Here is a 21,809-nt window from a genome sequence, read left to right as displayed (position 1 = left end):
GCGCGTCGACGGAGGCCAGGTCGGAGGCGATCACCTCGGCCTCGAGGTCGAGGGTCTCGAGGGCGCGCTCGGCGCCGAGCTTGAGGATGGCGGAGGTGCCGATTCCGGCGCCGCAGAGGGTGACGATCTTCATGCGCTTCTTCCGTGGTGCGGGTGGTGCGGGGTGCTGTCGGTGAGGACGGCGTTGATGCTGCGGACGGTGCGGGCGGCGGCGAGGGCACCGACCGCGTCCGGACGGCTGAGCACATCGGCGAGCCCGGAGACGAAGCCGACGTGTCCGTGCGCCTGGGTGGCGGCGATCCCGATGACAACCGACACCGGGTCGTTGGTGCTGTGGCCGAAGGCGACGGGCTCGGCCAGCGTGACGACGGAGAGGCCGTCCGCGAGGACGTCGTTGCCGGGCCGGGCGTGCGCGAGGGCGAGCCCGGGCGCGATGACGATGTACGGCCCGAGCACGTCGACCTGCTCGACGATGCGCCGGGAGTAGGCGGCGTCCACCGCGCCGGTCCGCTCGAGCGCACGGCCCGCCTCGAGGACGGCCTCCCGCCACGATCCGGCGGAGTGGCGGAGGGCCACCGCCTCCTCGGGGAGCGCGTCGAGCGGCACCGTCAGGCCGTTTCGAAGCCGGCGCTGATCGTCTCGACGAGCTCGCGGCGCTCGTCGAGCGGCAGGAAGGCGGCGTGAGCCGCGTTCAGCTGGAAGGCCTCGAAGTCGTCGAGGTCGTACCCGAACGCGTCGGACAGGAGGGCGAGCTCGCGGCTGAGTGTCGTCGCGCTCATCAGGCGGTTGTCGGTGTTCACCGTGACGCGGAAGCCCAACTGGTAGAGCAGGTCGAAGGGGTGGTCGGCGAGCTCGGCACCCCACGCCGCGACGGCGCCGGTCTGCAGGTTGGAGGAGGGGCTGAGCTCGAGGGCGATCTCGCGGTCCTTCACCCACTCCGAGAGCTCGCCGAGGGTCACGTAGCTCGCGTCGTCGTCCTGGCGCTCGATACGGATGTCCTCCGCGATCCGGACGCCGTGACCCAGGCGCAGGGCGCGGCCGTCGAGCAGGGCGGAGCGGATGCTGTCGAGGCCGTCCGCCTCCCCCGCGTGGACCGTGGTCGGGAAGTGCGCCGCCGCGAGCAGCTCGAAGGCGGGACGGTGCCGCGAGGCGGGGAAGCCCGCCTCGGCTCCGGCGATGTCGAAGCCGATCGCACCGCGCTCGCGGTGGCGCAGCGCCAGCTCGGCGACCTCGAGCGAGCGGTCGGCGTGCCGCATCGCGGTGATCAGCTGGCCGACGCGGATGCGGTGTCCCTCCGCCGCCGCCTCCTGCACGCCCTGCTGCAGCCCCTCCTGGACCGCCTCGACAGCCGCGTCGAGCGAGAGCCCGGCGCGCTGGTGCTGCTCCGGCGCCCAGCGCACCTCGCCGTGCACGACTCCGTCGGCGGCGAGGTCGAGCACGAACTCGCGGGCCACGCGCTCGAGCGCCGGCGCGGTCTGCATCACGGCGACCGTCGTCTCGAAGGTGGCGATGTAGTCGGTGAGGGAGCCGGAGTCGGCCGTGGCGCGGAACCACTCGGCGAGCGCGTCCGGCTCCTCGGCCGGGAGCGGCACGCCCGTCTCGCGGGCGATCTCGAGGACCGTCCCGGCCCGCAGCCCCCCGTCGAGGTGGTCGTGCAGCGACACCTTGGGGAGCTCGTCGATGAGGACGCCCTCGCCCGGGAGGAGGTACTCCTCGGTCTGATCGGTCACGGTGCTCCTCGCAGGTCGGCGGTGGTTCGCCGACCACCCTAGAGGGTCGGCGGGAGCGGCTCGCCGGGCGGCGCCTCCTCCGTGCCGGGCGGCGCGGGGCTAGGAGACGCGCTCCGCCACAAGGGGGCCGCCGTCGAGCACCTCGTCGCCGTCGTCGCCGATCCGGTAGGCACCGTCGAGCGCCTCGAGCGCCCGGGCAAAGCGCTCCGGCTCGTCGGCCGACAGCGTGAGCAGGGGCCGGCCCGCGCGGACGCGGTCGCCCGGCTTCGCGTGCAGGTCGATCCCCGCCGCGTGCTGCACCGCGTCGGACTGTCGGGCGCGTCCGGCGCCCAGGCGCCAGGCGGCGATGCCGAACGGCAGCGCCTGCTGCTCCACCAGGACGCCGTCGCGCTCGGCGACCACGACGTGGGTCTCGCGGGCCTCGGGGAGCGCCGCATCCGGATCCCCTCCCTGAGCGCGGATGACCGCGCGCCAGGTGTCCATCGCCGCGCCGCCGTCGAGGGCGCGCTCGACGTCCGCGTCCGGCTGCCCGGCGAGGGCCAGCATCTCGCGGGCCAGGGCCAGCGTCAGCTCCCGGACGTCCGAGGGACCGCCGCCGGCGAGCACCTCGACCGACTCCCGCACCTCGTTCGCGTTGCCGATGGCCAGACCGAGCGGCACGTTCATGCTGGTCAGCAGCGCGGTGGTCCGCACCCCCGCGTCGTTGCCGAGGTCGACCATCGCCCGCGCCAGCTCCCGCGAGCGCTCGATGTCGACCATGAACGCCCCTGAGCCGAACTTCACGTCGAGCACCAGGGCGTCGGTCCCCTCGGCGATCTTCTTCGACATGATCGAGGACGCGATCAGCGGGATCGCCTCGACGGTCCCGGTGATGTCCCGGAGCGCGTAGAGCTTCTTGTCGGCGGGGGCGAGGCCCGAGCCCGCGGCGCAGATCACGCCGCCGACCGTCCGCAGCTGCTCCAGCATCTCCTCGTTGCCGAGGTCGGCCCGCCAGCCCGGGATCGACTCCAGCTTGTCGAGCGTTCCGCCCGTGTGGCCGAGCCCGCGTCCCGAGAGCTGGGGCACCGCCACGCCGAAGGAGGCGACCAGCGGCATCAGCGGCAGCGTGATCTTGTCGCCGACCCCGCCCGTGGAGTGCTTGTCGACCGTGCGCTTGCCGAGTCCGTCGAACCGCATGCGCTCGCCGCTGGCGATCATCGCCAGGGTGAGGTCGCGGATCTCGTCGCGCTCCATCCCGTTCAGCAGGACCGCCATCGCGAAGGCCGCCATCTGCTCGTCGGCGACGTAGCCGCGCGTGTAGGCGTCGATCAGCCAGTCGATCTGCGCGGTCGAGAGCGTGCCGCGGTCGCGCTTGGTGCGGATGATGTCGACGGCGTCGAAGTCCTCGACGGGGGTGGTGCGGGTCATGCGGAGTCCTCGGTTCGGGAGTGGGAGCGGTGACGGCGGCGCTAGGAGGCGGCGTAGGCCTCGAGCGTGCGCGGGCCGAAGGCGTCGGGGATGACCTCGTCGATCGTCTTCACGCCCGACACGGTCTGGAGGAGCATGCCCTCGGCCGAGTGCTCGAAGAGCAGCTGGCGGCAGCGCCCGCAGGGCATCAGGACGCCGCCCTTCCCGTCGACGCAGGTGAAGGCGACGAGCCGGCCGCCGCCCGTCATGTGCAGCGAGGACACCAGCGCGCACTCGGCGCAGAGCGTGAGCCCGTAGGAGGCGTTCTCGACGTTGCAGCCCGAGATCGTCCGGCCGTCGTCCACGAGCGCGGCGACCCCGACGGGGAACTTCGAGTACGGGACGTAGGCGTGGCTCATGGCCTCCAGGGCGGCCTCGCGCAGCGCCTCCCAGTCGATGTCGGTCACGACGGCTCCTCTCAGGACTTCAGGTACGGCTTGCCGGCGGCGGCCGGTCCGCGGGACTGGCCGACGAGACCGGCCACCGCGAAGATCGTCACGACGTACGGCAGCATCAGCATGAACTCGCTGGGCACGGGCGAGCCGATGACGCCGAGCACGTTCTGCAGGTTGGTCGCGAAGCCGAACAGCAGCGACGCGAGCGTCGCCTTGATCGGGTCCCAGCGGCCGAAGATGACGGCGGCCAGGGCGATGAAGCCCGCACCCGCGGTCATCTCCTTGCCGAACGCGCCGACCGCGTCGAGCGTGTAGTACGCGCCGCCGACTCCGGCGATCGCCCCGGCGAGGGAGACGTTCCAGAAGCGCGTGCGGGCGACATCGATGCCCACGGTGTCCGCGGCCTGCGGGTGCTCGCCCACTGCGCGCAGGCGGAGGCCCCACTTGGTCTTGAACAGGCCCCACCACACCGCGAAAATCGCGAAGTACATCAGGTAGACGATCACCGTCTGGTTGAACAGGACGGCGCCCACGATCGGCACCTGGCTGAGCACCGGGATCGGGAGGCGGTCGAACTTCACCGGCGAGTTGAACGTCGACGCGTCGGCGGAGAGGACCTGTGAGTAGAGGAAGCTCGTCAGGCCGGTCACCAGCACGTTCAGCACGACTCCGACGATCACCTGGTCGACCAGGTACTTGATCGCGAAGGCGGCCAGCACGAACGACACCAGGACGCTCGCGACCATCGCCGCGAGCAGGCCGAGCACCGGCTGGCGGGTGAGGGAGCCGACCATCGCCGCGGTGAAGGCGCCGGCGAGCAGCTGCCCCTCGATCGCGACGTTGACGACTCCGACCCGCTCCGAAATGACGCCGCCGAGCGAGCCGAAGATCAGCGGAGTGGCGAGCCCGACGGTCCCGAGCAGCAGTCCCGAGACGGGCAGCGCGGCACCGGCCGACGCCCAGACGAGGAACCCGATCAGGAAGACCAGGGCGAAGACCGCCGAGAGCCAGAGCGGGATCCGGCGGCCGGCGCGGGTGAGCGCGGCCGAGGCGACGGCCAGGGCGACCAGGAGGATCGCGACGACCACGCCCGTCCCCCGCGTCGGGAACGGGATGTCCGGCAGCGCGAAGAAGTCGGTCCCCGCGGCGAGGCGGAACGAGCTCGTCCCGTCGCGGCCGAGGGCCACGAAGAGGACGACGGCGAGCAGCGCGAAGACGCCGAACGCGATCGGCGCCTTCCAGCTGCGGATCACGACGCGGTCGGGGGCGGTGGCGACGGCGGTGCTCATGCGGACACCTCCGAGGTGCGGCGGGTGCGGCGCTTCGGGGCTGCCCCGGGCGTCGGGAGGCGGAAGATCGCGCGCACCAGCGGCGGTGCGGCGATGAAGAGGACGATCAGCGACTGGACGACGAGGACCACGTCGATCGGCACGCCCTCGGCGGCCTGCATCGAGTAGCCGCCCGCCTTGAAGGCGCCGAAGAGGATGCCGGCGAAGAACACGCCCCAGGGTCGGGAGCGGCCCAGCAGCGCGACCGTGATCGCGTCGAAGCCGATGCCCGCGTCGATCCCGGAGGTGAAGCCGGTCGTGACCGTCCCCATCACCTGGGCGCTGCCGGCGAGGCCGAGCAGGCCGCCGGAGAGCAGCATCGCGTACACGTAGCTGTTCTTCACGTCGATGCCCGCGACCCGTGCCGCGTGCGGGTTCTCCCCCACCGCGCGGAACTTGAAGCCGATCGTCGAGCGGTTCAGGAGCCACCAGACGAACACGGTCGCGAGGACCGCGAAGACGAAGCCGAGCGTGAGCGAGTATCCGGGGCCGAGGAGCGCCGGGAAGACCGCGGTCTCCTTCATCCCGGGCGACTTCGGGTTGTTCGAGCCGGGCGCCTGCAGGGCGCCGGGCGTCCGCAGGAGGTAGGAGATCAGGTAGAACGCGACGTAGTTGAGCATGATCGTGAGGATCACCTCGTGCGCGCCGGTGCGGGCCTTGAGCAGTCCCACGAGTCCGCCCCAGAGCGCGCCGCCCAGGATGCCGGCGGCAAGCGCGACGATCAGGTGCACGCCCCACGGGAGGTCGAAGGAGAAGCCGACCCAGCCCGCGCAGGCGGCGGCGATCAGCATCTGGCCGCGGCCGCCGATGTTGAACAGGCCGACGCGGAAGGCCAGCGCCACTCCGAGCCCGCCGGCGATCAGCGGAGTCGCGAAGGCCAGGGTGTCCGTCAGCGGCTTGATGCCGTTGGCGAAGCCCTCGCGGCGGAAGTTGTAGACCGAGCCCTGGAAGAGCGAGGAGTAGGCACCGGAGACGGACTGCCAGATCGCCTGCAGGGTGTCGAGCGGCCGGGCGAAGAAGTAGCCCGACGCCGCCTGGACGTCCTTGTCGGTCGCGGCGATCAGCACGCCGCCCGCGATGAGGGAGAGCAGCACGGCGAGCACCGACATCAGCGCGGTGCCGGAGAGGATCTCGCGCAGGACGCGGGAGGCGCCGCTCTCGAGCGGGCCGGGGCGCACCTCCTGATCCGGCTTCTGGCCGGGCTCGAGCCCGGACGCCTTCTCGGTCTCCGCGTCGGGATCGACCGCGGGCAGTTGCGCGTCGCTCACGCCGCCGCTCCCTTCTCGGCGGGCGTCTGCCCGGCCATCATGAGCCCCAGGACCTCGCGGGGCGTGTCGGCGGGGACGATGCCGATGATCCCGCCCTTGTACATGACCGCGATGCGGTCGGCGAGCGCCGCGACCTCGTCGAGCTCGGTCGACACCACGATCACGGGTACCCCGGTGTCGCGCGTCTCGACGATGCGCTTGTGGACGAACTCGATGGAGCCGACGTCGATGCCGCGAGTGGGCTGCGCCGCGATGAACAGCCGCAGCTCCCGGCTGAGCTCGCGCGCGAGCACCACCTTCTGCTGGTTGCCTCCGGAGAGGCGGCCGACGTGGGTGCCGATCCCCTGGGCGCGCACGTCGAACTCGCGCACCCGCTCCTCGGCGAAGCGCTCGAGCTCCTTGAGCCGCAGGCCCAGTCCCTTCACGAACGGACCGCGGTCGCTGCGGTCGAGCATGAGGTTCTCGGCGATCGTGAACTCGGCGACCAGACCGTCCTCGGTGCGGTCCTCGGGGACGAAGCCGACCCCCGACTCGAGGACGCGGCGCACGGACAGCCCGTCGAGGCGGCGCCCGTCCAGGGTCACCGAGCCCTCGACCCGCTCCTGCAGGCCCATGATCGCCTCGGTGAGCTCGGTCTGGCCGTTGCCCTGCACGCCCGCGATCGCGAGGATCTCGCCGCGGCGGACCTCGAAGGAGACGTCGTCGACGACGGCCTGGCCGTTGGCGTCGCGCACGGTGAGGTTCGAGACGACGAGGGCCTCGTCGCCCGGCACCGCCTGCTCCTTCTGCACCGTCAGCTCGACGGCCCGTCCCACCATCAGCGAGGCGAGCTCGGCGTTGCTCGCGGTCGGCGACGCCTCCCCCACGACTCTGCCGAGGCGGATGACCGTGATGCGGTCTCCGACCTCGCGCACCTCGCGGAGCTTGTGCGTGATGAAGACGATGGCGGTCCCGGCCGCACGCAGCTGGCGCATGATCGCGATGAGCTCGTCGGTCTCCTGCGGAGTCAGCACCGCGGTCGGCTCGTCGAACACGAGCACCCGGGCGTCGCGGGAGAGGGCCTTGATGATCTCGACCCGCTGCTGCACGCCGACGGGGAGGTCCTCGACCAGGGCGTCGGGATCCACGTCGAAGCCGAAGCGGTCCGAGATCTCGCGCACCCGGGCGCGCGCGGCGGCGAGGTCCAGGCGCCCGCCGGCCTTCGTCTCCTCGTGGCCCAGCATGACGTTCTCGGCGACGGTGAACACGGGGACGAGCATGAAGTGCTGGTGGACCATCCCGATGCCCGCCTTCATGGCGTCACCCGGACCGGAGAAGTGCTGGACCGCGTCGTCCAGCAGGATCTCCCCCTCCTCGGCCTGGTACAGGCCGTAGAGCACGTTCATGAGCGTCGACTTGCCCGCGCCGTTCTCGCCGAGGAGGCAGTGGATCTCACCGGGTTCGACGGTGAGATCGATGTGGTCGTTGGCCACGAGCGCGCCGAAGCGCTTCGTGATGCCACGCAGTTCGAGCTTCATGGGACCAATCTAACTTTCGGTTCGCGCCACGATGCGCCGTCGGCCGGGATCGAGGGACGCAGCGGAGCCGATCGGCCCGCCGGACCGACGAAGAGGCCGGCGGGCCCGAGGTGTGCTCGGGCCCGCCGGCCTCTTCGAGGAAGCGGCTAGGACGCCGCGGGAGCGGACGGGGAGGTGACGGTGATGGAGCCGTCGATGATGCCCGCCTTGATGGTGTCGAGCTCGCCCTGCAGGTCGCCCGAGACCTTCGACTCGAAGTCGTGGAACGGCGCGATGCCGACTCCGTCGTTCTCGAGGGTGCCCACGAAGGGAGTGGGGTCGAAGTCGTCGGCTCCGGCGGAGCTGGTGACGTCGGTCGTGCCGGCCTCGATGCCCTTGAGGATCGAGGTCAGGTACAGGTCGGCGCCGTCGGGGTAGGTCTCGTACAGGTCCGCGTCCACGCCGACCATCGCGATGTCCTTGCCGGAGTCGCGGATCGCCTCGATCGCCGACTGGAAGATCGGACCGCCGACGGGGAGGATGACGTCCGCGTTCTGGTCGATCAGCGACTGCGCGGCCGACTTGGCCTCGACGCCCGCCGCGAAGCCGCCGGTGAAGGAGCCGGTCTGCGCGTCGACGTCCCAGCCGACGACCTTGACGTCCTTCCCCTTCTGCTCGTTGTAGTACTTCACGCCGTCGGCGTAGCCGTCCATGAAGATCGTGACGGTCGGGAACTGCTGGCCGCCGTAGGTGCCGACGACGCCGGTCTTGGAGTACGACGCGGCCGCGTAACCGGCGAGGAACGCCGCCTGCGAGGTGTCGAAGGTGATCGGCTTGACGTTCGGCAGGTCGATCGACGCGTCGTCGATGATCGCGAAGTCGATGTCCGTGTTCGCCTCGGCCGCGGCCGACGTGGCCTCGGCCAGCGCGAAGCCGACGGTGATGATCAGGTTGCAGCCCTGGTCGACGAGGCTGGTCAGGTTCGGGGCGTAGTCCGTCTCGGACTCCGAGGTGACGGTCTTCGGCGTGACGCCGAGGTCCTCCGAGGCCTTCACGAGGCCGTTGTAGCCGAGCTCGTTGAACGACTTGTCGTCGAACCCGCCCGCGTCGGAGACCATGCAGGGCAGGAAGTCGCCACCGGCGGCGGCGCTGGAGCCGCTCTCCTCGGGGGCGGAGGCGCAACCGGCGAGAAGCGCGGTGACGCCGAGGGCGGCGAGACCGCCGAACGCGGCCTTACGCGAGGTGATAGTCAAGATGTCGTCCTCCAGGAATGCGGCCCCGCGCGACGAGCGCAGCAGGGCGTCGATTCCCACACGTTACCCAATGTGACAAGTCGCTCAGCCGCCCGGACGGTGGTGGTCAGGAAGAGTTACACAGTGTTGATCTTCGCGACACGCGGAGCGTGTCGCGGGGCGCGGTCGGCTGGGCTCGATTCCGAGCCGCGGAGCGGCTCGGCGCGGTCGGCTGGGCTCGATTCCGAGCCGCGGAGCGGCTCGGCGCGGTCGGCTGGGCTCGATTCCGAGCCGCGGAGCGGCTCGGCGCGGTCGGCTTCGCGACGGGTGCGTTCCGCAGAGCGGGTCGCGTCGGGCTGGCCTGAATCGCTGGCACGCGATTCCGGCTCGCGGCCCTCTCCCCTGCTGCCGGATGTCGAAGGCGTTCGGAGGAGCTCCGCGCTGCGCGCGGTCGGGCTCGACGCGATGCTCCTCCATGGTGGTCGAGTTGCCGCGGAAGCGGCGGATCGAGACCCAGCCACCAGCACCCAGGGCGACGGCCGAGGCCCTCATCGAGGGTGGTCGAGTGGCCGCGCGAACGGCGTATCGGGACCGCCGCACGCGCATGAGGCGAGGGGGCGGAACGGCGAAGCGCGGCGCCTCCGGGGGGAGGGCCGCGCTTCGACGGGTGGGACGGAGGGCTAGAGGACGTCGGTGCGGCCGGAGAGGCGCAGGGCGTCGACGACGCCCTTGACCTTCTGGGCGTTCTCGGTCGTGGTCACCAGGAGTGCGTCGGGGGTGTCCACGACGACGATGTCCTTCACTCCGATGAGGGCGATGGTGCGGTTGCCGCCGCTGACGACGATGCCCGTCGCGGAGTCGGCCAGAACACGCGCGTCCTCGCCGAGGATGGCGAGGTCCGAGCGGAGTCCGCTCGAGTGCAGCTTCGCGATCGAGGCGAAGTCGCCCACGTCGTCCCAGGAGAAGTGGCCGGGCACGACGGCCAGCTTGCCCGCGGCCGCGGCCGGCTCGGCGACGGAGTAGTCGATCGCGATCTTCTCCAGGCCCGGCCAGATGCGGTCGACGACCGCGCCGCGCTCCGGGGTGTCCCACGCGGCGGCGAGCTCGAGCAGTCCGGCGAGCAGCTTCGGCTTGGCGCGGCCGAGCTCCTCGAGGAGACGGTCGGCGCGGGCGATGAACATGCCCGCGTTCCAGAGGTACTGACCACTGGAGAGATAGGCGCGCGCGGTGTCGGCGTCGGGTTTCTCGACGAAGGAGTCGACGGCGAGCGTGTGCGTCGCCCCGTCGATCCCGAGGTGCTTCCCCGTGCGGATGTAGCCGAAGCCCACGGCAGGCTCGGTCGGCGTGATGCCGATGGTCGCGATGTAGCCCGCGTCCGCCGCGACGACGGCCTCGGCGACCGCGTCGTGGAACAGCTGCTGACCGCTGATGACGTGGTCGGCGGCGAACGAGCCGATGATCACGCCCGGCTGGCGGCGCTCGAGGATGGCGGCGGCCAGGCCGATCGCGGCGGACGAGTCGCGCGGCTCGCTCTCGAGGACGACGTTGAGGTCCTCGAGGCTCTCGAGCTGCTCCTCGACGGCGGCGCGGTGCGCGCGCCCGGTCACGACCATGATCCGGTCGGCGCCCGAGATGGGCGCGAGGCGGTCCCAGGTGTCGCGGAGGAGGGTCTGTCCCGATCCCGTCAGATCGTGCAGGAACTTCGGGGCGTCGGCCCGGGAGAGCGGCCACAGCCTCGAGCCGATCCCGCCGGCGGGGATCACGCTGTAGAAGCGGTCGAGCGGGGCGCGGCCATCGGTCTCAGGTGATGTCATGTCCGCAGGATACAAGGGAGCCCGAGCGCGACCGTCCGTTCACCCGGGCGCGCGCCGCCGTTCATCCCGCCGCCGTAGCGTCCGGGGCGTGAGAGTCGCGGTCGTCACCGAGAGCTTCCTGCCGTCGTTGAACGGCGTGACCACGAGCGTCCTGCGGGTGCTCGACGAGTTCGCGGAGCGCGGGATCGAGGCGCTCGTCGTCTGCCCGGCCGCGGGGGCGCCGGGCCACTACGCGGGCCACCGCGTCGTGGAGCACCCGGCGATCGCCTACCGCGACTTCCCGGTCGGGATCCCCACGCTCGCCCTCACCCGGGAGCTGGCCGACTTCGAGCCCGACGTGGTGCACGTCGCCTCGCCCTTCCTCCTCGGCGCCCGCGCCATCGCCTCGGCCGGCCGGCTCGGGGTGCCGAGTGTCGCGATCTACCAGACGGACGTCGCGCGATTCGCGGCCCGCTACGGCATCCGCGGCGCCCGCGCCCTCGCCTGGCGGGTGATCCGCCAGATCCACGCCGGGGCGGACCTGACCCTCGCCCCCTCCACCAGCGCCCTCGACGACCTCGCCGCCGCCGGCATCGAGCGCACCGCGCTGTGGGGCCGCGGCGTGCAGAGCGAGCGCTTCCACCCGCGCCGCCGCTCCTCCCCCTACGCGCAGGCCGTCCGAGCCGGACTCGGCGCCGACGACGCGCTCGTCGGCTACATCGGGCGCCTCTCCCCCGAGAAGAGGGTGGAGCGGATGGCGGCACTCGCCTCCCTCCCGCACGCGGAGCTGGTCGTGGGCGGCTACGGCCCCTCCTCCGCCCGGGTCGCCGCCGCCCTCGGCCCGGCGGCGCGGATGCTCGGCCGGCTCGACGGCGACCGGCTGCCGGCGGTCTTCGCCGCGCTCGACGTCTTCGTGCACACCGGAACGGAGGAGACGTTCGGCCAGACGGTGCAGGAGGCGCAGGCGTCCGGCACCGCGGTGGTCGCGCCGCACGCGGGCGGCCCCACCGACCTCATCGAGCACGGCGTGGACGGCCTGCTCTACGCGCCCGAGAGCGACTCCGACCTCCGCCGGCAGGTGGAGCGCCTGGTCCGAGATCCCGCACTGCGCGCCCGGCTCGGCGAGGCGGGCCGCCGCCGCGTGCTCCACCGCACCTGGAGCGCGCTCACCGACGAGCTCCTCGCGCACTACGCGACCGCGGGGGCACCCGCCCTCGCCCTGCCCCGCAGCTAAGGCTCGCCTAAGCCGCGCCCGCCTGCGAGCGCGCTTAGAATCGGAAGGCGAGTTTCTCGTCGCTCCCCGCCCCGTCCCCGTCCACGCGACGTGGGAACAGGTCAGGCCGTCGGAGCACAACCAGGGAGGGTTGTTCGTGTCAGTTCAAGCTGCTCAAACCCTCGCACCCCGGAAGCAGGGGAAGATCCGGCGTCCGGCCGGCACCCTGTACCGCGGTCGCGAAGGCATGTGGTCGTGGGTGCTCCACCGGATCACCGGTGTCGCCATCTTCTTCTTCCTCCTCGTCCACGTCCTCGACTCCGCTCTCATCGCCGTGAGCCCCGAGGCGTACAACGCGGTCATCGGCACGTACAAGAACCCGATCATGGGACTCGGCGAGACCGGGCTCGTGGGCGCCATCGCGTTCCACGCGCTGAACGGCCTGCGGATCATCCTGGTCGACTTCTGGAGCTGGGCGACCCGCAACCAGCGCGTCCTCTTCTGGGTCGTCATGGGCCTCTGGGTCGTGCTGATGCTCGGCTTCGCGCCGCGCCACCTGATCAACGTCTTCAGCGAGGGGGGTGCGCATTGAGCACCGTCGCCGCACCGCGGACCCCGCATACCCCGACCCGCTCCTCCGGCACCAACTGGGAGAAGTGGGGCTGGATCTACATGCGCGCCTCCGGCGTCGTGCTGATCGTCCTGATCTTCGGGCACCTCATCTACAACCTGCTGCTGGGCGACGGCATCAAGGCCATCGACTTCGGCTTCGTCGGCGGCAAACTGGCGAACCCGTTCTGGCAGTGGTGGGACGTCCTCATGCTGTGGCTCGCGCTGATCCACGGCGGCAACGGCATGCGCACGCTGGTCAACGACTACGCGACCTCGCCCCTGCTGGCCAAGGCCTTCAAGGGCGGCATCCTCGTCGCCGTCGTCGCGCTGATCGCGCTCGGCACCTGGGTCGTCTTCGCGTTCGACCCGTGCCCCGCCGGCACCGCCGCGGACCTGCTGCCCTCCTTCTGCGCAGCGTGACCACGGTGCCGCGGATCGGAGAGGGGCCCGCGCCCCTCCCGGTCCGCGGCATCACGTCCCGGCACCTCCCCCTCCCATCCCCGTACGACGGAGCACCCACCCCGTGAGCACACCAGGCCACTCCCACACCGGCGCCGACCAGAGCGCCTTCGCGCAGACCATCGGACCCGACGGCGTCCACTACCACCAGTTCGACGTCGTCATCGTCGGCGCCGGCGGTGCCGGGATGCGCGCGGCCATCGAGGCCGGCCCCAAGGCGAGGACGGCCGTGATCTCGAAGCTGTACCCGACCCGCTCCCACACCGGAGCGGCGCAGGGCGGCATGGCCGCCGCCCTCGCGAACGTCGAGGAGGACAGCTGGGAGTGGCACACCTTCGACACCGTCAAGGGCGGCGACTACCTCGTCGACCAGGACGCGGCCGAGATCCTCGCGAAGGAGGCCATCGACGCGGTCATCGACCTCGAGAACATGGGCCTGCCCTTCAACCGCACCGAGGAGGGCAAGATCGACCAGCGCCGCTTCGGCGGCCACACCCGCGACCACGGCAAGGCGCCCGTCCGCCGCGCCTGCTACGCGGCCGACCGCACCGGCCACATGATCCTGCAGACGCTGTTCCAGAACTGCGTCCGGCTCGGCATCAACTTCTACAACGAGTTCTACGTCCTCGACCTGGTGATGACCGAGGTCGACGGAGTGGCCAAGCCCTCCGGCGTCGTCGCCTACGAGCTGGCCACGGGCGAGCTGCACGTCTTCCAGGCGAAGGCGATCATCTTCGCGACCGGCGGCTTCGGCAAGATCTACAAGACCACCTCCAATGCGCACACCCTCACCGGCGACGGCGTCGGCATCATCTGGCGCAAGGGCCTCCCCCTGGAGGACATGGAGTTCTTCCAGTTCCACCCGACCGGCCTCGCCGGCCTCGGCATCCTCCTCACCGAGGGAGCGCGAGGAGAGGGTGCGATCCTCCGCAACGCCTCGGGCGAGCGCTTCATGGAGCGCTACGCCCCCACCATCAAGGACCTCGCGCCGCGCGACATCGTCGCCCGCTGCATGGTCCAGGAGGTGGCGGAGGGACGCGGCGCCGGACCGCACAAGGACTACGTGCTGCTGGACTGCACCCACCTGGGCGCCGAGGTCCTCGAGACCAAGCTCCCCGACATCACCGAGTTCGCCCGCACCTACCTGGGCGTCGACCCCGTCGTCGAGCCGGTCCCCGTCATGCCGACCGCGCACTACGCGATGGGCGGCATCCCGACCAACGTCAAGGCCGAGGTGCTCTCGGACAACACGACCGTCGTCCCGGGCCTCTACGCCGCCGGCGAGTGCGCGTGCGTCTCGGTGCACGGCTCCAACCGCCTCGGCACCAACTCCCTCCTCGACATCAACGTCTTCGGCAAGCGCAGCGGCAACAACGCCGCCGACTACGCCAAGACGGTCGACTTCACCCCCCTGCCCGCCGACCCGGCCGGAGCGATCCGCGACATGCTCGCCTCGCTCCGCTCCGCGACCGGCACCGAGCGGATCGCCTCGATCCGCAAGGAGCTGCAGGACGAGATGGACAAGAACGCTCAGGTGTTCCGCACCGACGAGTCCCTCGAGGCCGTCACCGGGACCATCCAGCGCCTGCGCGACCGGTTCCGCAACATCTCGGTGCAGGACAAGGGCAAGCGCTTCAACACCGACCTCCTCGAGGCCGTCGAGCTGGGCTTCCTGCTCGACCTCGCCGAGGTCGTCGTCTACTCGGCGCGCAACCGCAAGGAGAGCCGCGGCGGCCACATGCGCGACGACTTCCCGAAGCGCGACGACGAGAACTACATGCAGCACACGATGGCGTACCTCTCCGGTGACGCCCACTCCTCCGACGCCGGTGACCACATCCGGCTCGACTGGAAGCCCGTCGTGATCACCCGGTACCAGCCGATGGAGAGGAAGTACTAGCCATGTCGACCGCTACCCTCGAGCAGCCGCCCGCCGCCCCCGCGGCCCCGGAGGCGATCACCGTCACGTTCATCATCCGCCGTTTCGACCCCGAGGTGGACGCCGAGCCGCGCTGGCAGGACTTCGACGTCGAGATGTACTCGACCGACCGCGTCCTCGACGCCCTGCACCGCATCAAGTGGGACCAGGACGGATCGCTGACCTTCCGCCGCTCGTGCGCGCACGGGATCTGCGGATCCGACGCGATGCGGATCAACGGCCGCAACCGCCTGGCCTGCAAGACGCTGATCAAGGATCTCGACATCTCGCAGCCGATCTACATCGAGGCGATCAAGGGCCTGCCCCTCGAGAAGGACCTCGTCGTCGACATGGAGCCGTTCTTCGCCTCCTACCGCGAGGTGCAGCCGTTCCTGGTCGCCAACACCCCGGCACCCAAGGGCAAGGAGCGCGTGCAGTCGGTCGCCGACCGCGCCCGCTTCGACGACACCACGAAGTGCATCCTCTGCGCCGCGTGCACGTCGTCCTGCCCCGTGTTCTGGACCGACGGGCAGTACTTCGGCCCCGCGGCGATCGTGAACGCCCACCGCTTCATCTTCGACTCGCGCGACGACGCCGGTGGAGCGCGCCTGGACATCCTCAACGACAAGGAGGGCGTGTGGCGCTGCCGCACGACCTTCAACTGCACGGAGGCGTGCCCGCGCGGCATCCAGATCACGCAGGCGATCGCCGAGGTGAAGCAGGCCGTCATCCGCGGCCGCGCCTGATCCTCCCCCTCGCGAAAGCGTCCGGCCCGCCGGGATCCTCGGATCCCGCGGGCCGGACGCGTTCCTGCGTGCAAGCGGGCGCGTGCACGAGAGCGCCGCGAGGCCTCAGTACGCTGGAGGAATGACCGAGGCGGCCGACACTCCCCGCGGGATCCCGGGCCTGTTCGAGCGGGTCATGCGGACGCGGCCGGTGCGGGTGATGCTCCACTACTCCGAGACCGGCGGGCCCCTCTTCGCCTCCGGACTCGCCTTCCAGGCCCTGTTCGCGGTGTTCGCGGCGCTCTTCGTCTTCTTCGCCGTCTTCGGCTTCTGGGTGCGCGACGACTCGGTGCTGCGCGACTCCCTCCTCGACCTGGTGACCCGCTCCGTCCCCGGCCTGATCGGCGGGAAGAACGCCCTCGTGTCGGTCGACGACCTGCTCGACTCGTCGATCCTCGGCTGGACGGGTGCGATCGCGGCCGCCGGCCTGCTCTGGACGGCGCTGAACTTCCTGGGGAGCCTGCGCCAGGCAGTCCGGCTGCTCTTCTCGCTCCCCGGACCCACGACCCTCTTCGTCCTGCTCAAGCTCAAGGACGCGGGGCTCGCCCTGGTCTTCGGGGCGGTGCTGCTGGTCTCGGCGGGTCTCTCCGTGTTCTCGACCTCGCTGGTAGACGTGGCGTTCGGCTTCCTCGGGATCGGCAGCGAGTCGATGCCGGCCCGTCTCGCCGGCAGCGCGGTCGGCCTGCTGATCATGCTCGCCCTGGACACGGGCACCCTGGCCGGCTCCTTCCGCATCCTCTCGGGCATCTCGATCCCCTGGAAGAACCTCTGGGCCGGCTCGCTGCTCGGCGGGATCGCTCTCGGCGCGCTCAAGGTCCTCGGGACGCAGCTGCTGGGCGGCGCCTCCCGCAATCCGCTGCTCGCCTCGTTCGCGGTCCTCATCGGTCTGCTGATCTGGTTCAACCTCGTCTGCCAGGTGATCCTGATCGCCGCGTCGTGGATCTCCGTCGGGATGAGCGACGCCGGGATCTCGGCGCGCAAGCTCACGCCGGAGGAGCGCGAGAAGGAGCGGGAGGAGCAGCTGCGCACCGCCCGCCGCACCCTCGCCGAAGCCGAGCGCGAGCGGCTTCGCGCCGCGCTGCCGGAGGCGTCCCTCCTCAAACGACGGCGCCTGGAGCGCCAGCTCGCGCAGCTCGAGGAGGAGCTCGAGCAGCTCGCCGCCTGACCCGGCGGTCCTCCTCCCGTTCAGCCCTGCGTCGCCGGGCCCGATTCGCCTGCCGAGTCTGTCCGTTTCTGTTGACTTCCCTCCCGAACGGGTCTAAAAAGAGGTAAACGCAGATCCGAGGTCGGAAACGACACCGCGGATCCGGCGCACCACCCACGGCGAGACGACGGAGTCCACATGTACGCACCGGAGCGGCACCAGGCGATCCTGGACCGCGCCCGCACCGACGGGCGCGTCGAGGTCCGCGACCTCGCCCTCTCCCTCGCCGTGACGCCGGAGACGATCCGCCGCGACCTCACCAGCCTCGAGAAGCGGGGCCTGCTGCGCCGTGCGCACGGCGGCGCCATCCCCGTCGAGCGCCTGGGCATCGAGCCCGAGGTCGCCGCCCGCGAGGGACACCTCGCCGGCGAGAAGGACCGCATCGCCACCGCGGCCCTCGCCGAGGTGCCCGACGGCGGCTCGATCGCCATCGACGCCGGCACCACCACGGTGCGGCTGGCGGAGCTGCTCCCCCTGGACCGCCGGCTGACGGTCGTCACCCACTCCCTCCCCGTCGCGATGGCGCTCGTCGGCCGGCCCAACATCGACCTCCACCTCATCGGCGGGCACCTGCGCGGAGTCACGCAGGCCGCCGTCGGGCCGTGGGCCGCCCAGGCCCTCTCCACGGTCTCGGTGGACGTCGCCTTCATCGGCACGAACGGCCTCAGCCTCGAGCGCGGGCTCACCACCCCCGATCTCGATGAGGCCGTCGTCAAGTCCGCGATCATCGCCTCCGCGCGCCGGGTCGTGGTCCTCGCCGACCACTCGAAGTTCGGCCGGCAGGACTTCGGGCACGTCGCTCCGCTGTCCGCGGTCGACACCGTCATCACCGACGCCGATGTCGACGACGAGCTCGCCGACGACATCGAGTCGGCCGGCCCGGAGGTCGTCCGCGCATGATCGTCACCGTCACCGCCAACCCGAGCATCGACGTCACCCTCTCCACGAGCGGCTTCGCCGTCGGCGAGGTCAACCGCGCGCACGACGTGCGGCGCGACCCGGCCGGCAAGGGCGTCAACGTCGCCCGTGCCCTCGCGCGCAACGGCGTCGAGGCGACCGCGGTCTACCCGGCCGACGCCTCCACCGGCGTCGACCTGTCCACGATGCTCCGGGCCGCCGGAGTCCGCTCGGCCAGTGCGGCGATCGCCCACCCGATCCGCACCAACATCACCGTGGTCGACGACCGGACGGGCCGCACCACCAAGATCAACGAGCCCGGCCCCGCCGTCACGGAGGAGGAGGCTCACGCCCTCTCCGAGCTGATCGGCGAGCACGTCTCGGCCTCGCCCCGCTGGCTCGTCGCCTGCGGCAGCGTCCCCCCGGGACTGGGAGCGGACTTCTACCCCGCCCTCGGCCGCCTCGCCCTGCACTTCGGCGTCCCCCTCGCCGTCGACACCTCGGGAGCCCCCCTGACCGCGATCATCGCGGCCGGCACCGCCACCCTGGTGAAGCCCAACCTCGAGGAGCTCGAGGAGCTCCTCGGCCGCTCCCTGACGACGGTCGGAGACGTCGTCGCCGGAGCCCGTGAACTCCTTCAGCTGCCCGACGCGCGAGCGCTCGTCAGCCTCGGAGAGCACGGCGCCCTCCTCGTCACGGCGCACGCGTCGTGGTGGGCGGGCGCCCCCGCCGTCGTGCCCCTCAGCACCGTCGGCGCCGGCGACAGCACGCTCGCCGGCTACCTCTCGGCCGTCGACGCCACGGAGGCGGAGCGCCTCGCGACAGCAGTCGCGTGGGGTACCGCCGCCGTCCAGCTCCCGGGCAGCGAAGCCCCGGGTCCCGACTCCCTCCGCCTCGACGACGTCTCCGTCGTCGAGAACCTTGACCCCACCCTCCCGATTGGAGAACTGAGCGCATGACTGCTCTCACCGAGGCGTCGACGGTCATCGTCGACCTCACCGCCGCCACGAAGGACGAGGCCACCGCGCAGCTCGCGAAGACGCTCGCCGACGCCGGCCGCGTCACCGACCTCGACGGCTTCCTCACCGACGTCCGCGACCGCGAGTCGCAGATGGCGACCGGCATGCCCGGCGGCATCGGGATCCCCCACGCCCGCTCCTCCCACGTCGTCTCGCCCAGCGTGGCGGTCGGCATCGCGAAGCAGGGCGTCGACTTCGGCGCCCCCGACGGCCCGGCCGACCTGATCTTCCTGATCGCGGCTCCGGACGGCGCCGACCAGGCGCACCTCAAGATCCTCGCCCAGCTCGCCCGCAAGCTGATCCACGAGTCCTTCACCGGTTCCCTCCGCGCCGCCGCCAGCGGCCAGGAGGTCGCGGACATCATCGCCCGAGAGGTCGTCGTCTCATGAGGATCGTCGCCGTCACGAGCTGCATCGCCGGCATCGCGCACACCTACATGGCGGCCGAGGCCCTCGAGCAGGCCGCGAAGAAGAAGGGGTACGAGATCCAGGTCGAGACCCAGGGCGCCGCGGGCTCCGATCCCATGTCGGACCGGACCATCGCCGACGCCGACGTCGTGATCCTCGCCGCCGACCTCGAGGTCCGCGGCAAGGAGCGCTTCGCCGGGAAGCCCACCCTCGAGGTGGGCACGTCGGAGGCGCTCGCGAAGGCGGCCGACGTCATCGACCGCGCCGTGGCGAAGGTGCAGGACGCGCCCGCCGCGAGCCCCGCCTCCGGCCCGCGCTTCGTCGCCGTGACCAGCTGCATCGCGGGCATCGCCCACACGTACATGGCGGCGGAGGCGCTCGAGCAGGCCGCGAAGAAGCGCGGCTACCCGATCCACGTCGAGACCCAGGGCGCGGCCGGCTCGGACGAGATGACCGCGGCCGACATCGCCGCCGCGGACGTCGTCATCCTCGCCGCCGACCTCGAGGTCCGCGGCAAGGACCGCTTCGCCGGCAAGCCGATCCTCCAGGTGGGCGTCGCCGAGGCACTGTCCAAGCCGGACGAGGTCCTCGACCGCGCTCTGGCCCTCCGCGGCTCCGGCTCCGCCGCGTCCGCCCCCGCCCGCTCGACTCCGGCCGCGGCCCCCGCCGCGCCGAAGAAGGTCGGCGTCGGCACGCGCATCCGCCAGAACCTGATGACCGGCGTCTCCTACATGATCCCGTTCGTCGCGGCGGGCGGTCTGCTGATCGCGCTGTCGTTCCTGTTCGGCGGCTACCGGATCGTCGACTTCACGGCCCAGCAGATCATCGACGACGGCTTCAACGTCGCGAACATCACCGACTGGGCCGGAGTGATGTTCCTGATCGGAAGCGCGACCTTCGCGTTCCTGGTGCCGGTGCTCTCGGGCTTCATCGCTTTCGGCATCGCCGACCGTCCCGGCATCGCGCCGGGCTTCCTCGGCGGCGCGGTCGCGGTCACCGTCGGCGCGGGCTTCCTGGGCGGCCTCGCCTCCGGCTTCATCGCCGGCTACGCGGCCCTCTACATCTCGCGGATCAAGCTCCCCGCGGTGTTCAAGTCGCTGATGCCCGTCGTGATCATCCCCCTGATCGCCACCTTCATCACCGGCTTCCTGATGTTCGTGGTGCTCGGAGCGCCGCTCCGCGCACTGAGCGAGGGCCTGTCGTCCTGGCTATCGGGCCTCTCGGGCGGCAACCTGATCATCCTGGGGATCATCCTCGGCCTCATGATGGCGTTCGACATGGGCGGTCCGGTCAACAAGGTGGCCTACGCCTTCGCGACCACCGGCCTCGCCTCCGTCCCCGCCGACGGCGACCCGAACTCCGTGCAGTTCAAGGTGATGGCGATCGTCATGGCCGCCGGCATGACCCCGCCGCTGGGTCTGGCCCTCGCCACGACGCTCCGCAAGCGCCTGTTCACCGACGCCGAGCGCCAGAACGGCAAGGCCGCCTACCTGCTGGGCGCGTCCTTCATCTCGGAGGGGGCCATCCCGTTCGCCGCGGTCGACCCGCTGCGCGTGATCCCGTCCGCCATGGTCGGCTCGGCCGTCACGGGTGCGCTCGTCGCGCTCTTCGGATCCACCCTCCGCGCCCCGCACGGCGGCGTCTGGGTCACCGGGCTCGTCGGGCAGCCGATCCTCTACCTGGTCGCCATCCTGGTGGGCATGGTCGTCACGGCCGTCTGCGTGATCATCGCGAAGAGCATCAAGCGCGCCCCAGTGGTCGCCGAGGTGCCCGAGCCCGCCACCGCGCAAGCCGTCCCCGCCTGATCCCCTCCGACCGACCGTCCTGAGCGGTCCCGCCGGCGGTCGCCTCCGCGCTCCCCCTCTCCGAGGGAGTGGCGCGAGGCGGCCGCCGGCTTCCGCGTTCCGGGGTGCGAGCGCGGCCGGGCGGCCCGCTCCGCGGCTCCGAATAGACTGCTCCGGTGACTCGCAGCACCCTCCGCATCGCCTCCGTCAACGTGAACGGCGTCCGCGCCGCCTACCGCAAGGGGATGGGCGACTGGCTCGCCGCGCGCGACGTCGACGTCCTGGCCCTGCAGGAGGTCCGCGCCTCCACGGACGACCTCACGGGGCTTCTCGGGGACGAGTGGGACGTGCTGCACGACGAGGCGACCGCCAAGGGGCGCGCCGGAGTCGCTCTCGCCTCGCGCAGGCGCGCCACGATCCACCGCGTGACCTTCGGCGCCGACGACTTCGACTCGGCCGGACGCTGGCTCGAGGCCGACTACGAGGTCGGCGGCCGCTCGCTCACCGTCGTCTCCACCTACGTCCACTCCGGCGAGGTCGGCACTCCCAAGCAGGTCGAGAAGTACCGCTTCCTCGACGCGATGGAGTCGCGCCTGCCCGAGATCCGGGCGCACAGCGAGCTCGCCGTGGTGATGGGCGACCTCAACGTCGGCCACCGCACGCTCGACATCAAGAACTGGAAGGGCAACGTCAAGAAGGCCGGCTTCCTCCCGGAGGAGCGCGCCTACGTCGACCGCTTCGTCGGCGCCGAGGGCGACCCGGACTACAACGCCGGTGCCGGACTGGGCTGGGTCGACCTCGGCCGCCGGTTCGCGGGCGAGGT

At 71.5% G+C, this 21,809-nt stretch carries 20 protein-coding genes and 1 pseudogene; 11 read left to right on the top strand and 10 right to left on the bottom strand.

The window, feature by feature from the left end:
• From C5C33_RS16080 to C5C33_RS16030, 10 genes and pseudogenes are all read right to left on the bottom strand, one after another.
• Positions 1 to 133, bottom strand: a pseudogene (locus C5C33_RS16080) (PTS ascorbate transporter subunit IIB); the annotation flags it as partial.
• A complete protein-coding gene (locus C5C33_RS16075) occupies positions 130 to 606 on the bottom strand; it encodes a PTS sugar transporter subunit IIA (RefSeq protein ID WP_104261602.1) in 477 nt (158 codons plus the stop codon). The gene C5C33_RS16075 and the pseudogene C5C33_RS16080, both read right to left, overlap by 4 nt.
• A gap of 2 nt (positions 607 to 608) precedes the next feature.
• Positions 609 to 1,730, bottom strand: a complete 1,122-nt coding sequence (locus C5C33_RS16070) for an adenosine deaminase (RefSeq protein WP_104261601.1) — start codon at positions 1,728 to 1,730, stop codon at positions 609 to 611.
• Between the two features lie 99 nt (positions 1,731 to 1,829).
• The gene (locus C5C33_RS16065; protein ID WP_104261600.1) at positions 1,830 to 3,137 is read right to left on the bottom strand and encodes a thymidine phosphorylase; all 1,308 of its coding nucleotides are present in this window, start codon (positions 3,135 to 3,137) and stop codon (positions 1,830 to 1,832) included.
• Positions 3,138 to 3,178: 41 nt separating this feature from the next.
• Positions 3,179 to 3,583, bottom strand: coding sequence for a cytidine deaminase (locus C5C33_RS16060; protein WP_104223180.1), 405 nt, complete (start codon positions 3,581 to 3,583; stop codon positions 3,179 to 3,181).
• An 11-nt stretch (positions 3,584 to 3,594) separates the two neighbouring features.
• A complete protein-coding gene (locus C5C33_RS16055) occupies positions 3,595 to 4,860 on the bottom strand; it encodes an ABC transporter permease (protein WP_104232837.1) in 1,266 nt (421 codons plus the stop codon).
• A complete protein-coding gene (locus C5C33_RS16050; RefSeq protein ID WP_219812597.1) occupies positions 4,857 to 6,167 on the bottom strand; it encodes an ABC transporter permease in 1,311 nt (436 codons plus the stop codon). The genes C5C33_RS16055 and C5C33_RS16050 overlap by 4 nt, the downstream gene beginning before the upstream one ends.
• The gene (locus C5C33_RS16045) at positions 6,164 to 7,684 is read right to left on the bottom strand and encodes an ABC transporter ATP-binding protein (RefSeq protein WP_104223182.1); all 1,521 of its coding nucleotides are present in this window, start codon (positions 7,682 to 7,684) and stop codon (positions 6,164 to 6,166) included. Before C5C33_RS16045 ends, C5C33_RS16050 begins: the two co-directional genes overlap by 4 nt.
• 146 nt (positions 7,685 to 7,830) lie before the next feature.
• Positions 7,831 to 8,916 carry a BMP family protein gene (locus C5C33_RS16040; RefSeq protein WP_104246690.1) on the bottom strand — a complete coding sequence of 362 codons (1,086 nt, stop codon included), beginning with the start codon at positions 8,914 to 8,916 and terminating at the stop codon, positions 7,831 to 7,833.
• Positions 8,917 to 9,575: 659 nt separating this feature from the next.
• Positions 9,576 to 10,709: a mannose-1-phosphate guanylyltransferase gene (locus C5C33_RS16030; RefSeq protein ID WP_104223184.1), complete on the bottom strand. Its 1,134-nt coding sequence runs from the start codon at positions 10,707 to 10,709 to the stop codon at positions 9,576 to 9,578.
• 88 nt (positions 10,710 to 10,797) lie between these two features.
• Between C5C33_RS16030 and C5C33_RS16025 the strand changes: the two genes are divergently transcribed.
• The 11 genes from C5C33_RS16025 to C5C33_RS15975 form a co-directional block, all read left to right on the top strand.
• Entirely contained in the window at positions 10,798 to 11,922 is a 1,125-nt protein-coding gene (locus tag C5C33_RS16025) for a glycosyltransferase family 1 protein (RefSeq protein ID WP_181065415.1), read from the top strand.
• Positions 11,923 to 12,058: 136 nt separating this feature from the next.
• Positions 12,059 to 12,493 (top strand): succinate dehydrogenase, cytochrome b556 subunit, encoded by a 435-nt coding sequence (gene sdhC / locus C5C33_RS16020; protein WP_374952907.1) that lies wholly within the window; start codon positions 12,059 to 12,061, stop codon positions 12,491 to 12,493.
• Entirely contained in the window at positions 12,490 to 12,933 is a 444-nt protein-coding gene (locus C5C33_RS16015) for a succinate dehydrogenase hydrophobic membrane anchor subunit (protein ID WP_104223187.1), read from the top strand. The genes sdhC and C5C33_RS16015 overlap by 4 nt, the downstream gene beginning before the upstream one ends.
• A 160-nt stretch (positions 12,934 to 13,093) precedes the next feature.
• Complete coding sequence (sdhA, locus tag C5C33_RS16010; RefSeq protein WP_104261603.1) at positions 13,094 to 14,872, top strand: succinate dehydrogenase flavoprotein subunit; 1,779 nt, start codon at positions 13,094 to 13,096, stop codon at positions 14,870 to 14,872.
• Positions 14,873 to 14,874: 2 nt separating this feature from the next.
• Positions 14,875 to 15,636, top strand: coding sequence for a succinate dehydrogenase iron-sulfur subunit (locus C5C33_RS16005; RefSeq protein ID WP_104261598.1), 762 nt, complete (start codon positions 14,875 to 14,877; stop codon positions 15,634 to 15,636).
• Between the two features lie 121 nt (positions 15,637 to 15,757).
• Complete coding sequence (locus tag C5C33_RS16000; protein ID WP_104223189.1) at positions 15,758 to 16,840, top strand: YhjD/YihY/BrkB family envelope integrity protein; 1,083 nt, start codon at positions 15,758 to 15,760, stop codon at positions 16,838 to 16,840.
• Between the two features lie 177 nt (positions 16,841 to 17,017).
• A complete protein-coding gene (locus tag C5C33_RS15995) occupies positions 17,018 to 17,779 on the top strand; it encodes a DeoR/GlpR family DNA-binding transcription regulator (protein WP_104226423.1) in 762 nt (253 codons plus the stop codon).
• Positions 17,776 to 18,735 carry a 1-phosphofructokinase family hexose kinase gene (locus C5C33_RS15990; protein WP_104261597.1) on the top strand — a complete coding sequence of 320 codons (960 nt, stop codon included), beginning with the start codon at positions 17,776 to 17,778 and terminating at the stop codon, positions 18,733 to 18,735. Before C5C33_RS15995 ends, C5C33_RS15990 begins: the two co-directional genes overlap by 4 nt.
• Positions 18,732 to 19,184: a PTS sugar transporter subunit IIA gene (locus C5C33_RS15985; protein ID WP_104261596.1), complete on the top strand. Its 453-nt coding sequence runs from the start codon at positions 18,732 to 18,734 to the stop codon at positions 19,182 to 19,184. Before C5C33_RS15990 ends, C5C33_RS15985 begins: the two co-directional genes overlap by 4 nt.
• Positions 19,181 to 21,007 carry a PTS fructose-like transporter subunit IIB gene (locus C5C33_RS15980; protein WP_104261595.1) on the top strand — a complete coding sequence of 609 codons (1,827 nt, stop codon included), beginning with the start codon at positions 19,181 to 19,183 and terminating at the stop codon, positions 21,005 to 21,007. Before C5C33_RS15985 ends, C5C33_RS15980 begins: the two co-directional genes overlap by 4 nt.
• 224 nt (positions 21,008 to 21,231) lie before the next feature.
• Positions 21,232 to 21,809: endonuclease/exonuclease/phosphatase family protein (locus C5C33_RS15975; protein ID WP_258069274.1), on the top strand; the 578-nt coding region annotated here is incomplete at its 3' end.

The sequence above is a fragment of the Rathayibacter sp. AY1H3 genome, from assembly GCF_002932015.1.
The sequence above is the reverse complement of the archived record's forward strand: the minus strand, read 5'-3'. Positions and strand labels throughout refer to the sequence as shown.